This window comes from Paracoccus zeaxanthinifaciens ATCC 21588, from assembly GCF_000420145.1.
Taxonomy (GTDB): Bacteria; Pseudomonadota; Alphaproteobacteria; order Rhodobacterales; family Rhodobacteraceae; genus Paracoccus; species Paracoccus zeaxanthinifaciens.
Genome location: NZ_ATUJ01000006.1, coordinates 18,444 through 31,334, shown reverse-complemented (window position 1 = coordinate 31,334; position 12,891 = coordinate 18,444). Strand labels below are relative to the sequence as shown.

Annotated in this window: 11 protein-coding genes; 5 read left to right on the top strand and 6 right to left on the bottom strand. The window is 66.8% G+C overall.

Annotation, left to right across the window (positions count from 1 at the left end):
• Positions 1-25: 25 nt before the first annotated feature.
• The 3 genes from F804_RS0107600 to folK all read right to left on the bottom strand — a co-directional run bounded on the left by F804_RS0107600 (position 26) and on the right by folK (position 3,207).
• A complete protein-coding gene (locus tag F804_RS0107600; RefSeq protein WP_022707152.1) occupies positions 26-2,140 on the bottom strand; it encodes a RelA/SpoT family protein in 2,115 nt (704 codons plus the stop codon).
• 39 nt (positions 2,141-2,179) lie between these two features.
• Positions 2,180-2,536: a DNA-directed RNA polymerase subunit omega gene (gene rpoZ / locus F804_RS0107595; RefSeq protein WP_022707151.1), complete on the bottom strand. Its 357-nt coding sequence runs from the start codon at positions 2,534-2,536 to the stop codon at positions 2,180-2,182.
• A gap of 71 nt (positions 2,537-2,607) precedes the next feature.
• Complete coding sequence (gene folK / locus F804_RS15955; protein ID WP_022707150.1) at positions 2,608-3,207, bottom strand: 2-amino-4-hydroxy-6-hydroxymethyldihydropteridine diphosphokinase; 600 nt, start codon at positions 3,205-3,207, stop codon at positions 2,608-2,610.
• A 112-nt stretch (positions 3,208-3,319) separates the two neighbouring features.
• Between folK and F804_RS0107585 the strand changes: the two genes are divergently transcribed.
• The 3 genes from F804_RS0107585 (at position 3,320) to F804_RS0107575 (ending at position 7,566) form a co-directional block, all read left to right on the top strand.
• Positions 3,320-3,871 carry a LabA-like NYN domain-containing protein gene (locus tag F804_RS0107585; protein ID WP_022707149.1) on the top strand — a complete coding sequence of 184 codons (552 nt, stop codon included), beginning with the start codon at positions 3,320-3,322 and terminating at the stop codon, positions 3,869-3,871.
• A complete protein-coding gene (locus F804_RS0107580; RefSeq protein ID WP_040595822.1) occupies positions 3,871-5,085 on the top strand; it encodes an MFS transporter in 1,215 nt (404 codons plus the stop codon). The genes F804_RS0107585 and F804_RS0107580 overlap by 1 nt, the downstream gene beginning before the upstream one ends.
• A 456-nt stretch (positions 5,086-5,541) precedes the next feature.
• Complete coding sequence (locus F804_RS0107575; protein ID WP_022707147.1) at positions 5,542-7,566, top strand: catalase; 2,025 nt, start codon at positions 5,542-5,544, stop codon at positions 7,564-7,566.
• 31 nt (positions 7,567-7,597) lie between these two features.
• On the opposite strand, the gene rocF is transcribed toward F804_RS0107575, so the two are convergent.
• Entirely contained in the window at positions 7,598-8,521 is a 924-nt protein-coding gene (gene rocF, locus F804_RS0107570; protein ID WP_022707146.1) for an arginase, read from the bottom strand.
• Between the two features lie 165 nt (positions 8,522-8,686).
• Positions 8,687-10,405 carry a methionine--tRNA ligase gene (gene metG, locus F804_RS0107565; RefSeq protein WP_022707145.1) on the bottom strand — a complete coding sequence of 573 codons (1,719 nt, stop codon included), beginning with the start codon at positions 10,403-10,405 and terminating at the stop codon, positions 8,687-8,689.
• Between the two features lie 168 nt (positions 10,406-10,573).
• On the opposite strand from metG, the gene F804_RS16910 reads away from it, so the two are divergent.
• A complete protein-coding gene (locus F804_RS16910) occupies positions 10,574-11,209 on the top strand; it encodes a hypothetical protein (RefSeq protein ID WP_022707144.1) in 636 nt (211 codons plus the stop codon).
• A 79-nt stretch (positions 11,210-11,288) separates the two neighbouring features.
• On the opposite strand, the gene F804_RS0107555 is transcribed toward F804_RS16910, so the two are convergent.
• Positions 11,289-11,873, bottom strand: coding sequence for a GcrA family cell cycle regulator (locus F804_RS0107555; protein WP_022707143.1), 585 nt, complete (start codon positions 11,871-11,873; stop codon positions 11,289-11,291).
• A gap of 117 nt (positions 11,874-11,990) precedes the next feature.
• Between F804_RS0107555 and F804_RS0107550 the strand changes: the two genes are divergently transcribed.
• A complete protein-coding gene (locus F804_RS0107550; protein ID WP_028725756.1) occupies positions 11,991-12,809 on the top strand; it encodes an ABC transporter permease in 819 nt (272 codons plus the stop codon).
• Positions 12,810-12,891: the final 82 nt, after the last annotated feature.

Below are 12,891 nucleotides of genomic sequence, written 5' to 3'. Positions count from 1 at the left end.
AGGTCGCGACGATAGGCCCGGCGCGTCAGGGTTTCAACGAGGGATCCCGGATGCGGAAGACCTGCGCGACATCGCTTTCGGCCTCGAGCGCGGTCAGCAGGTTGTGCAGATGTTCGCGGTCGCGCAGCTCGACCACGACCTCGAGGCGGTAGAAGTCGGGCTTGCGCTCGATGAATTCGAGGTTCGAGATATTGGCCCCCTGCGCGCCGACCAGCGTGCAGATGCGCCCCAGCACGCCCGCGTCGTGGCGGATCGTCAGCGACAGCACGGTCGAATAGGCAGCCGCGTGGCGCCCCTCGCGCCATTGCAGGTCCACCCACCGGTCGAGGCTGTCCTCGTATTCGGCAAGCACGGGGCAGTCGATCGCGTGGATGACCACGCCGGCCCCGCGATAGGTGATGCCCACGATCCGTTCGCCCGGCAGCGGATTGCAGCAGGGCGCGCGCTTGAAATTCGCATCGGCCTCGAGGCCCGCGATGGGGCGGCGGCTGTCGATCTCGTCCTGGCTGTCGGCCAGTTCGGGATAGAGGACGCCCAGCACCTCCTTGGCGGAATTCTCGGCGCTGCCGATGCGGGCCAGAAGATCCTCGGCCGAGGGGATGCCCATCTGGCGGGCGGCGGTGCGGATCGCCTTGTCGGTGACCTTGCGGCCCACATGCTCGAAGCTGACGCGGACCAGTTCGCGGCCCAGCCGCATGAAGCGGTCGCGATCCTCCTCGCGCAGGCTGCGGCGGATGGCGGCCTTGGCGCGGCCGGTGACCACGATGTCCAGCCAGGTGGCCTGGGGGCGCTGGCCCGAGGCGGCGATGATCTCGACCGCCTGACCGTTCTTGAGGCGCGTCCACAGCGGCACGCGGATCCCGTCGATCTTGGCGCCCACGCAGGAATTGCCCAGCCGCGTATGGACCGCATAGGCGAAATCCAGCGGCGTGGCGCCCTTGGGCAGCTGCAGCACGTCGCCCTTTGGGGTGAAGCAGAATACCTGGTCCTGGTACATCTCCAGCTTGACGTGTTCCAGGAACTCGTTGTGATCCTCGGCGCCGAAGCGGTCGGTCAGGCTGGCGACCCAATGCGCGGGGTCGACCGCGAAGGGGTTCTCGGTCCGCACGCCGTCGCGATAGGCCCAGTGCGCGGCGACGCCGGCCTCGTTGACCTCATGCATCTGGCGTGTGCGGATCTGGACCTCGACCCGCTTGCCGTCACGGCCCGACACGGTGGTATGGATCGACCGGTAGCCGTTCGATTTCGGCTGGCTGATGTAATCCTTGAACCGGCCCGGAACCGCGCGCCAGCGATGGTGGATCACGCCCAGGGCGCGATAGCAGTCCATCTCGTTGCGGGTGATGATGCGGAAGCCGTAGATGTCGGACAGCCGCGAGAAGGCCAGCTGCTTCTCCTGCATCTTGCGCCAGACGCTGAAGGGCTTCTTGGCGCGGCCGAAGACGTCGGCCTCGATCCCCTCGCGTTCCAGCTCGGCGCGGATGTCGGCGGTGATCTGCCCGATCACGTCGCCGGAATCGCGCTGCATCGCGACGAAGCGCCGGATGATCGAGCTGCGGGCCTCGGGGTTGATGACCTTGAAGGCTAGGTCCTCGAGTTCCTCGCGCATCCACTGCATGCCCATGCGACCGGCCAGCGGCGCATAGATGTCCATCGTCTCGCGGGCCTTCTTGACCTGCTTCTCGGGGCGCATGGAACGGATGGTGCGCATGTTGTGCAGGCGGTCGGCCAGCTTGACCAGGATCACGCGCAGATCGCGCGACATGGCCATGAACAGCTTGCGGAAATTCTCGGCCTGCTTGGACTGCGCGCTGGAGAGTTCGAGATTGGTCAGCTTCGTCACGCCGTCGACAAGCTCGGCGATCTCGGGGCTGAACATCGCCGTGACCTCTTCCTTGGTCGAACGGGTGTCCTCGATCGTGTCGTGCAGCAGGGCGGTGATGATGGTCGCATCGTCCAGCCGCATCTCGGTCAGGATGGCGGCGACGGCGATGGGATGCGTGAAATAGGGTTCGCCGGAATGGCGGAACTGCCCCTCGTGCATACGCATGCCGTATTCGTAGGCGTCGCGCAGCAGGTCTGCATTGCAGCGGGGGTTGTAGTTGCGAACGAGCGCAAGAAGGTCTTCGACGTCGATCATGATGTCCTGCCGAAGACCCCTTCTTCAATCATCGACGGCTCAGCCGCGCTGGTTGGCTTCCAGCATCATGCGCAGCATCCGCTCTTCCGATTCCTCGTCGGCGGGCTTGGGCTTGTCCACCTCGGCACCCAGAAGCAGCGCCATCGCGTCCTCTTCGGGCTCGTCGACCTCGATCTGGGTCTGGGTGGATTCGATCATCCGCTCGCGCAGATCGTCGACCGGCTGGGTTTCCTCGGCGATCTCGCGCAGCGAGACGACGGGGTTCTTGTCGTTGTCGCGGTCGACCGTGGGCTGGCTTCCGGCAGCGATCTCGCGTGCGCGGTGGGAGGCCAGCATCACCAGATCAAACCGGTTGGGAACCTTGTCGACGCAGTCTTCGACCGTAACGCGGGCCATGAATCACCTGTAGGGTTGCGAATCGGATATCCGGGGCGAAACCGGACCTTTGGTCGGGAATGGCCAAAATGTCAAGCCGGACCGGCCATTTCGGACGGGTCCATCGGGGTCATCCCGTCCAGCGCCGAAGGCGGCAGCGCGTCCAGCATGGCCTGCACCGTCAGCCCGGTCAGCGGGTGCCGCCAGTCGGGCGCGATCTCGGCCAGGGGGGCCAGGACGAAGCCGCGATCCTGCATGCGCGGATGGGGCAGCAGCAGCCGGTCGGGCGCGACGCGGGTCTGGCTGTCGAAGGGCAGGTCGATCCAGTGCCGCAACGTCGCTGCGTCCGGCACGATCCGGTCGTCCAGCGCGATCAGGTCCAGGTCCAGCACCCGCGACGACCAGCGCCCCGTGCTGCGGTCGCGCCCGAAATCGGCCTCGATCCGGTGGAACGCCGCAAGCACGTCCTCGGGGGGAAGGGGGGTGGTGAAAGTCGCGGCAGCATTCACGTAATCGGGGCCGGACCCGAGCGGAATCGCGGGGCTGCGCCAGAAACGGCTGGATGCGGATATTGAAATGCCCGGTTCACTGTGCAGAATGTCCAGCGTCCGGCGAAGGCCGGCCCAGAGTTCCTGTCCGGACAGGGGCAGGTTGGCGCCGAGCGCGACAATACCAAAAGACAGGTTAACCACGCATTCTCCTTTGTCCTAGAAGCATTTCGTATGCCCAAAAAGACTTTGTCAGGACCCTCACCCTGATGTCGTCCGGGATGGAGAGGGCAAGTTTCAACGAAGGCAACACCCGATGTTCTACAAGGATGACAGATTGGCGATCTTCATAGATGGCGCCAATCTCTATGCGGCGGCGAAAGCCCTCGGTTTCGATATCGACTACAAGCTGCTGCGGCAGGAATTCGATCGACGCGGCAAGCTGACCCGCGCCTACTACTATACCGCGCTGCTGGAAGGCGAGGAGTATTCGCCCATCCGCCCGCTGGTGGACTGGCTGCATTACAACGGCTTCTGCGTCGTGACGAAGCCCGCGCGCGAATATACCGACGCGATGGGGCGGCGGAAGGTGAAGGGCAACATGGATATCGAGCTGACGGTCGATGCGATGCAGCTTGCGCCGCGCCTGGATCACGTGGTGCTGTTCTCGGGCGATGGCGATTTCCGGCCCCTGATCGAGGCGCTGCAGCGGCAGGGTGTCCGCGTGTCCGTCGTCTCGACCATCCGCAGCCAGCCCCCGATGATCGCCGACGACCTGCGCCGCCAGGCCGACAACTTCATCGAGCTTGACGCCCTGCGCGACATCATCGGCCGCCCGCCGCGCGACGGCCAGTCCGGCAACGACTGATGGCTGCCACCCCCGCGCAAGGGCGCTGGTCCGCATTGGCGCTGATCTGCGCGGGGGTCATCGGGGCGATGGCCTGCTGGTTCTCGACCACGGCCATCGGCCCGGAACTGGCCCGCGTCTGGGCGCTGTCCCCGGCCGAGGCCGCCTGGCTGACCAACGCCGTCCAGCTGGGCTTCGTGCTGGGCGCGCTGCTGTCATCCGCGCTGAACCTGCCCGACATCATCCCCATGACGCGGCTGATCACCGGATCGGCCGTCCTTGCGGCGCTGGCCAATGGCGCGGTGCTGCTGCAGCCCGATTTCGCGGGGCTGATGCTGGCGCGGCTGGCGACGGGCGTCGCGCTTGCGGGCGTCTATCCGCCCGCGCTGAAGCTGATGGCGACGTGGTTCGTCGCGGGGCGCGGTCTTGCGATGGGGCTGCTGGTGGGCGCGCTGACGCTTGGATCGGCGCTGCCGCACCTGCTGCGCGCGATCGGCGGCGGGCCCGACTGGCGGATGGTGGTGGCGGGGGCCAGCCTCGGGGCGGTGATCTCGGCCGCGATCTTCGGCCTTGCCGTCCGCGAGGGGCCGCATGGTTTCGCGCGCACCCGCTTCGATCCGCGCCAGACGCTGGCCGTGCTGCGCGACAGGCCGCTGCGCTTGGCCAACCTGGGCTATTTCGGCCATATGTGGGAGCTTTATGCCATGTGGGCCTGGCTTCTGGCATGGCTGGGGGCCGCGGCGGATGCAGGGCCGCTGCCGGCCAACATCTCGGGGGTGACCTTCGCGGTGATCGCATCGGGGGTCGTGGGCTGCGCGCTTGGCGGGTGGCTGTCGGACAGGATCGGACGGTGCCTGACCACGGCGGGCATGATGGCCGTATCGGGCGGTTGCGCGGCGCTGATCGGGCTGGCCTGGGGCGGTCCCGCAGGGCTGCTGCTGCTGATCGCCATCGTCTGGGGCATCACCATCATCGGCGACAGCGCGCAATTCTCGGCGGCGGCGTCCGAACTGGCGGATGCGCGGCTGGTGGGCACGGCGCTGACGCTGCAACTGGCCTTCGGCTTTGCCCTGACGGTCGTCGCGATCTGGCTGGTGCCGGTCGTGGCGGGGCTGATCGGGGGATGGCGCTGGACCTTCCTGATCCTGCTGCCCGGCCCGGCCATCGGCGCCTGGGCGATGCTGCGTCTGCGGGCCCTGCCGCAGGCCGAGCGGCTGGCCGGCGGGCGCCGCTGAAGGGGGATGTTGGTGCGGACGGCGGGGCTCGAACCCGCACTTCCGTTCGGAAGGCAGATTTTCGTACCACTTCGGCTTTCGCCGCCGGGGGCATGGCCCGCCGTTCGTGGTCTGGACTATCCCTTCGCCATGGTCCCGCAGGGACTGTAGGCGCCGCCCGTCTAGTCTCTACACCTTCCCCCGCTGGCGGGGGCTTGGCTCGGGATCGGCACGGGGTCTTGCGCAACCGCGCGTGACCGACCCCAAGCGTTCCCCGAATTTGAGCGGTTCTGCACCACGCGTTTCCGCGCGGGCACTCCTATCGTCAAAGTCTGCTGCGTCTACCGATTTCGCCACGTCCGCATCCGCGTCATGCATAGGCGAGCGTCGCCGCCCCGGCAAGACAGGACATTTATCAACGGAACCCGTGCCGCCTGCGGCGGTTGTCGCCCCATGCGCCAGCAAGAGGAGAACGGCATGTCCGAGACCAGCCAGAACACCGGGAACGGCGGCGAGACGCACCAGCAGGGCGGCGAGCGGCTGACCACCAACCAGGGCGTGGCGATCAGCGACAACCAGAACAGCCTGAAAGCGGGGGATCGCGGACCGACGCTGCTGGAGGATTTCATCCTTCGCGAAAAGATTTTCCATTTCGACCATGAACGCATCCCCGAGCGGATCGTCCATGCCCGCGGGTCGGGGGCGCATGGCTATTTCGAATGCACCGATCCCATCCCCGAGCTGACCACCGCCAAGTTCCTGTCGAAGAAAGGCCGCACGCCCGTCTTCACGCGCTTCTCCACCGTCGCGGGCGGGGCGGGCAGCGTGGACACGCCGCGCGACGTGCGCGGCTTTGCCGTCAAGTTCTATACCGAAGAGGGGAATTTCGACCTTGTCGGCAACAACATCCCCGTCTTCTTCATCCAGGACGCGATCAAGTTTCCCGACCTGATCCATGCCGTGAAGATGGAGGCCGATCGCGGTTACCCGCAGGCCGCCAGCGCGCATGACACCTTCTGGGATTTCGTGTCGCTGATGCCCGAATCGCTGCACATGATCATGTGGGCCATGTCGGACCGCACCCTGCCGCGCAGCCTGCGCATGATCGAGGGGTTCGGCGTGCACACCTTCCGGCTGGTCAATGCCGAGGGCAAGTCGACCTTCGTCAAATGGCACTGGAAGCCCAAGCTGGGCCTGCAGAGCCAGGTCTGGAACGAGGCCGTCAAGACCGCCGGCGCCAACAGCGACTATCACCGCCAGGACCTGTTCGAGGCCATCCAGGCGGGCGATTTCCCGGAATGGGAACTGGGCATCCAGACCTTCGACGCCGAATGGGCCGAAAAGCAGCCCTATGACGTGCTGGACGCCACCAAGCTGATCCCCGAGGAGGAGATCCCCGTCCGCATCGTCGGTCGCATGGTGCTGGATCGCAACCCGGACAACTTCTTCGCGGAAACCGAACAGGTGGCCTTCTGCCCGTCCCATGTGGTGCCGGGGATCGACTTCACCGACGATCCGCTGCTGCAGGGGCGTCTGTTCAGCTATCTCGACACGCAGAAGTCGCGTCTGGGCACGGCGAATTTCCACCAGCTGCCGATCAACGCGCCGAAATGCCCGTTCCACAACTTTCAGCGCGATGGCCAGATGCAGATGCATGTCCCGAAGGGGCGCGCGAATTATGAACCGAACAGCCTGTCCGAAGCCGGCGAGGATGGCGGCCCGCGCGAGACCGAGGCGGGCTTCAAGACCTATCGGAGCATGTCCGATCTGGACAACACGCCCGATCAGAAGCTGCGCCGCCGGGCCGAACTGTTCGGCGACCATTACAGCCAGGCGACGATGTTCTATCGCAGCCAGACCGAGGCCGAACAGCGCCACATCGCCGACGCCATCGTCTTCGAGCTGTCGAAGGTCGGCATCGGTCATGTCATCACGCGCATCCTGGCGCATCTGCGGGTGATCGATGAAGGTCTGGCCTCTGCCGTGGCCGAGGGGCTGGCCGAGGATCTGCCCGATCCGGCGCCCCCCTTCCGTCAGCCGGTAGAGATGCCGACCTCGGACGCGCTGTCGATCGCGAAGAAGCATCCGAACACGCTGAAGGGTCGCAAGGTCGGCATCCTGATCGGCGAGAACGGGGACCAAGCCAAGGCCGACGCGATCCGCAAGGCGGTCGAGGCCGATGGCGGCATGGCCGTCCTGATCGCCAAGAAGCGCGGCATGGCCGAGGCGCAACTGGCGGGCACCCCTTCGGTTCTTGTCGATGCCATCGCGCTGGCCCTGACCGAGGAGGACGCGACGAAGCTGGCGAAATACAAGCCTGCCATCGACTTCGTGTCCGACGCCTTCGCGCATCTGAAGGCCATCGCGGCGGATGATTGCTGTCAGGCGCTGCTGGATGCGGCAGGCGTGATGCGCGACGACGGCGTGACCTCGACCGACCCCGAGGCCTTCGTGAAGGCCGCGCGGCAGCGCTTCCCGGATCGCGAAGCCAAGCTTTGGTAAGAAGAAAGGGGGCCGCGATGGCCCCCTTTGCTTATCCGTAGCTGCGGGTCGGGCGGTCGAAGACCTTGCGCCCCATCAGGCTGCCGACCAGATCGACCATCAGCTTGGCCGTGCGGCCGCGTTCGTCCAGGAACGGGTTCAGCTCGACCAGGTCCAACGAGGTGACCAGCGCGGATTCGTGCAGCAGCTCCATCACCAGATGCGCCTCGCGGAAGGTGGCGCCGCCGGGAACGGTGGTGCCGACGGCGGGGGCGATGGTCGGGTCCAGGAAATCGACATCCAGGCTGACATGCAGCAGCCCGTTCGCCGCCCGCACCCGGTCCAGGAATTCGCGCAGGGGCGCGACGATGCCCTGTTCGTCCAGCACGCGCATGTCGTTCACGGTGATGTCCGTTTCCTGCATCGCGGCATGTTCCGCCGGATCGACGCTGCGGATGCCGAACATGCAGATATTCTCGCCCGGGATGGGGTTCGGGAAGGGCGGGAAGGGGGCAAAGCCCTCGCGGCCATTGGCATAGGCCATCGGCGTGCCGTGCAGGTTGCCCGAGGTGGTCGTGCCGACCGTGTGGAAATCGCTATGCGCGTCCAGCCAGATCACGAATTGCGGGCGGCCCGCATTTGCCGCATGGGCCGCGACGCCCGCCACCGTTCCAAGCGCCAGCGAGTGATCGCCGCCCATGATGATCGGCATGCCGTGCGGCAGCGCATCCTGCGTGGCGGCGGACAGGGCGCGGGTCCATGCGATGGTTTCTGGCAGGTGATGGACTGCGGCGTTGTCGCAGGTCTCGTTGCCGAGGGGGGCGGGGGTCACGTCGCCGCGATCCTCGACCGTGTGGCCCAAGGCGCTCAGCGTGCCGGCCAGCCCCGCGGTGCGATAGGCGGCAGGCCCCATCAGGCAGCCGGGGCGGCGCTGCCCCTCGTCCACGGGGGCTCCGATCAGGATGCAGTGGGTCATCGCGGTCTCCGGTCCAGGGTCTGTCAAAGACCTAGCGGTTGACGCGCGCTGCGTCCACACCATGCGACGATTGCCTGGGGGCGGCGGCCAGAGGGATATGAGAGAGAGGGCCGCGTGCCTGGGTAGGGTCGCGATACAGCGACCCCGCCCGGCGCGCAAGCGGTCTCAGGCGCGGACGCCCTTGAAGCGTTCGGCCCATTCCTCGCGGCTCTCGTCGCTGATCTTGGCGAAGAGGACCTCGGGGACGGTGAAGGCGTGGCCGGCGGGCAGGGCGGTCAGCGCCGCGCCCGCATCCTGCGGCCAGTCGCGCAGGTCGGTCTGCATGGCCGACAGCATGGAATCGGCGGCGAAGGGGATGAAGGGCTGCGACAGGACCGCATACATGCGGATCAGGTTCAGACCCAGGCGCACCTGCATCGCGGCCTTTTCCGGGTCGGTCTTGAAGGTCGACCACGGCGCTGCCGCCTGCAGGTACTCGTTGCCCAGAACCCAGATCGCGCGCAGCTCGGACGCCGACTTGCGCACATCCGTGCGGGCCATCGCGGCGTCATAGGCGGCGATGCGGGTGTTCAGATCCGCGATCAGCTGCTGTTCGACCTCGCCCCATTCGCCGCCTTCGGGGATCACCTCCCCGAACTTGGAGCGGCAGAACTTGGTGATGCGGCTGACGAAGTTGCCCAGCACGTCGGCCAGGTCCTTGTTCACCGATTGCTGGAAATTCTCCCAGGTGAACTCGCTGTCGCCGGATTCGGGGGCGTGGGACAGCAGCCACCAGCGCCAGTAGTCGGCGGGCAGGATTTCCAGCGCGTGGTCCATGAAGACGCCGCGCCCCTGGCTGGTCGAGAACTGTCCGCCATCATAGGTCAGGTAGTTGAAGGACTTGATGTAATCGACCATCTTCCACGGCTCGCCCGAGCCGATCAGCGTGGCCGGGAAACCCAGCGTGTGGAAGGGGACGTTGTCCTTGCCCATGAACTGGGTATAGGTCACGTCGTCGGCGCCCTCGTCGGTGCGCCACCAGCTGCGCCACTCGGCCTCGCCGCGCCCGTTCGCATCGGCCCATTCGGCGGTCGCCGCGATATATTCGATGGGCGCGTCGAACCAGACATAGAAGACCTTGCCCTCCATCCCCGGCCAATCCTCGGTGCCACGCTTGACGGGCACGCCCCAGGACAGGTCGCGCGTGATGCCGCGATCCTGCAGCCCGTCGCCGTCGTTCAGCCATTTCTTCGCGATCGAGGTGGTCAGGATCGGCCAGTCGGTCTTGCTGTCGATCCAGGCGGCGATTTCCCCCTTCAGCGCGGATTGGCGCAGATAGAGGTGCTTGGTCTCGCGCACCTCGAGGTCCGTGCTGCCGGAAATGGCGCTGCGCGGGTCGATCAGGTCGGTCGGGTCCAGCTGCTTGGTGCAGTTCTCGCACTGGTCGCCGCGGGCCTTGTCATAGCCGCAATTGGGACAGGTCCCCTCGATATAGCGGTCGGGCAGGAAGCGGCCGTCGGCATTGGAATAGACCTGCTTCTCGCTGACTTCGCGGATAAAGCCGTTCTCGGCCAGCTTGCCCGCCAGGTGCTGGGTCAGGACATGGTTGCGCGGGCTGGAGGAGCGCCCGTAATGGTCGAAGGACAGCCCGAAGCCACGCGCCAGCTCGGCCTGTTCGCCATGCATCCGGGCACAGTATTCGGCCACGGGTTCGCCCGTCTTGGCAGCGGCCAGTTCGGCGGGGGTGCCATGTTCGTCGGTCGCGCAGATGAACATCACCTCGTGCCCCCGCGCCCGCAGGTAGCGGGCATAGAGGTCGGCCGGCAGCTGCGAACCGACAAGGTTCCCCAGATGCTTGATGCCGTTGATATAGGGCAGGGCAGATGTGATCAGATGGCGGGCCATGTCGGGTGCGTCCTTTTGGGTCGGCGTATCTCTAGCGGTTGCGCGTGATGAAGGAAAGTGCGCGGGCATCCTTGCGTTTCCTGCAAATACGGGGCATTCGGCACGGCTTCATGTGACAGCCAGGTGACACTCATGCCCCGATCCAGCCGCGGCGGGATGCCCCGTCCGTTGACCATATTCGCCATCAGTTGCGCAACCACCGTCCTGGTCCTTCTGGGCGGGCTGGTCGTGACCGCCGACACCTATGCGCTGTTCGCCGAAGGCGGCCCGATCGAGGGGATGTCGGCGATCTTCCTGCTGACGGCGGCCCTGTGGGTCAGCACCGACATCATCCGCCAGCGGCGCTGGCAATCCTGGCACCTGGCGGTCCTGCTGTGGGGCGCAGGCATGAGAGAGCTGGACATGGACAAGGCCTATACCCAGTCGGGGGTCCTGTCGCTGCGGCTGTATTCGGGCGATGCGCCGATCGTGCAGAAGCTGCTGGGCGGTGCGGTTCTGGCGCTGCTGATCTGGGCGGGGCTGCGGATGCTGGCGCGGAACCTGCCGGGGTTTCTGCGCCGCCTGCGCCGGTTCCGTGCGCCGGAATGGCTGCTGGTGCTGGGCGTCGGGCTGATCCTGTTCGCCAAGACCATCGACGGGCTGGGCCGCAAGCTGGCGCCCTGGGGCATCGACATCTCGCAGGCGACCAGCGATTTCGCGGGCCGCAGCGAAGAGGCGATGGAGCTGGTCGCCACGATCCTGATCCTGCAGGTGGTCGCGCTGTTCCATGCGCGGCGTCGCAGCGGCCCCCGGTCGTCTGGCTAGGGCTGCCACCAGGGAACCTGCGCGAAACGAAAAAGGCCGCCCCGGACGGGCGGCCTTGTCATTGCGGCGGGCCTGCGGCTCAGCGGCGGCGGTCGCGACGCGAACTCATGGGCTGGAAGGCCACGCTGACATGGGTCTCGCAATAGGGTTTTCCGGCAGCCGAGGGCAGGCCGCAGAACCAGAACTTGTCGGTGGCCGGATCGCCGATCGGCCATTTGCAGGTCCGCTCGGTCAGCTCCATCAGCGTCAGCTTGCGCGCGCGCTTCTCGACCTCGCGGGCCGAGGCCAGCGTCTCGGGGCTGATCTCGTTGGCCGAGGGCTGCGGGGGCAGCGGCTGGCCCGCCGTCATCACCGGACGACGCGGCACCGGCGTGAAGGCCGCGGGCTGGGGCGCGGGCTCGGGTTCGGCGGCGGGTTCCGGCTCGGGCTGCGGGGCGGGTTTCGCGGCCGCCTGCTTCTTTTCGGGCTGGGGGGCGGGTTCGGGCGCAGGGGCCGCCGCTGCGGGAGCCTCGTCCTCGTTCCGGTTCGACAGGCCGAGGCGGTGGACCTTGCCGATCACCGCGTTGCGCGTCACGCCGCCCAGCTCTTTTGCGATGGCACTGGCCGACTGGCCCTCGGCCCACATGCGCTTGAGCGTCTCGACTCTTTCATCCGTCCAGGACATGTCAGCCTTTCCGGGCGGGTCGGGGCCCGCCGCCCATCTTGAAACCTGCGATTGGTCCCGTCAGAAACGGGATGCCGAGATTTAGCCGCCGATGCGCAGAAATTCAAGGACCGCAGAATGACCCCCAGGATGAATCCCGACAGCCCCGCGATGGGCGTCCGCCGCTTCGGCCGCATCAACTGGCTGGGGATGCGAACCCTTGCCGCCCGAGAGGTGCGCCGCTTCATGGCCGTCTGGCAGCAGACGATCTTCGCGCCGCTGATGACGGCGGGCCTGTTCGTGCTGGTCTTCGCGCTGGCACTGGGGCAGGGGCGGGGGCAGGTGATGGGGCTGCCCTACCTGGTGTTCCTGGGGCCGGGCATCCTGATGATGACGGTAATCCAGAACTCCTTCGCGAACACGTCCAGCTCGATCACCTCGGCCAAGGTGCAGGGCAATATCGTGGACACGCTGATGCCGCCCCTGTCTGCGGGAGAGCTGCTGGCCGGGTACCTGGCGGGATCGGTCGTGCGCGCCGCGCTGGTGGCCACCGTGATCGGCACGGGCATGGTGATCGTGACGGGGCAGGGCATCGCGCATCCCGCGCTGGCGGGGCTGTTCGTGCTGCTGGCCGCGCTGCTTCTGGGGGGCCTGGGCATCCTTGCGGGCATCATGGCGCAGAAATTCGACCAGATGGCCGCCATCACGAACTTCATCATCACGCCGCTGTCCTTCCTGTCGGGGACGTTCTACTCGGTCCAGTCCCTGCCCGAGCCGTTCCGCACGCTGTCGCACTGGAACCCGATCTTCTATCTGATCGACGGGGCGCGCTTCGGGGTGACGGGGATCAGCGACGCGCCGGTCATGCGCGGTGCCGCGATCTGCATGCTGGCGGTCGCCTGCGTGCTGGCGCTGGCGTGGCACTGGCTGCGCATCGGTTACCGAATGAAGCCCTGAGGGGCATTTGAGGCTTGCGCGCGGGGCCGTCTGCGCGCATCTTCCCCGCCATGAGCATGCGACGCGCCCGTATCATCCGACG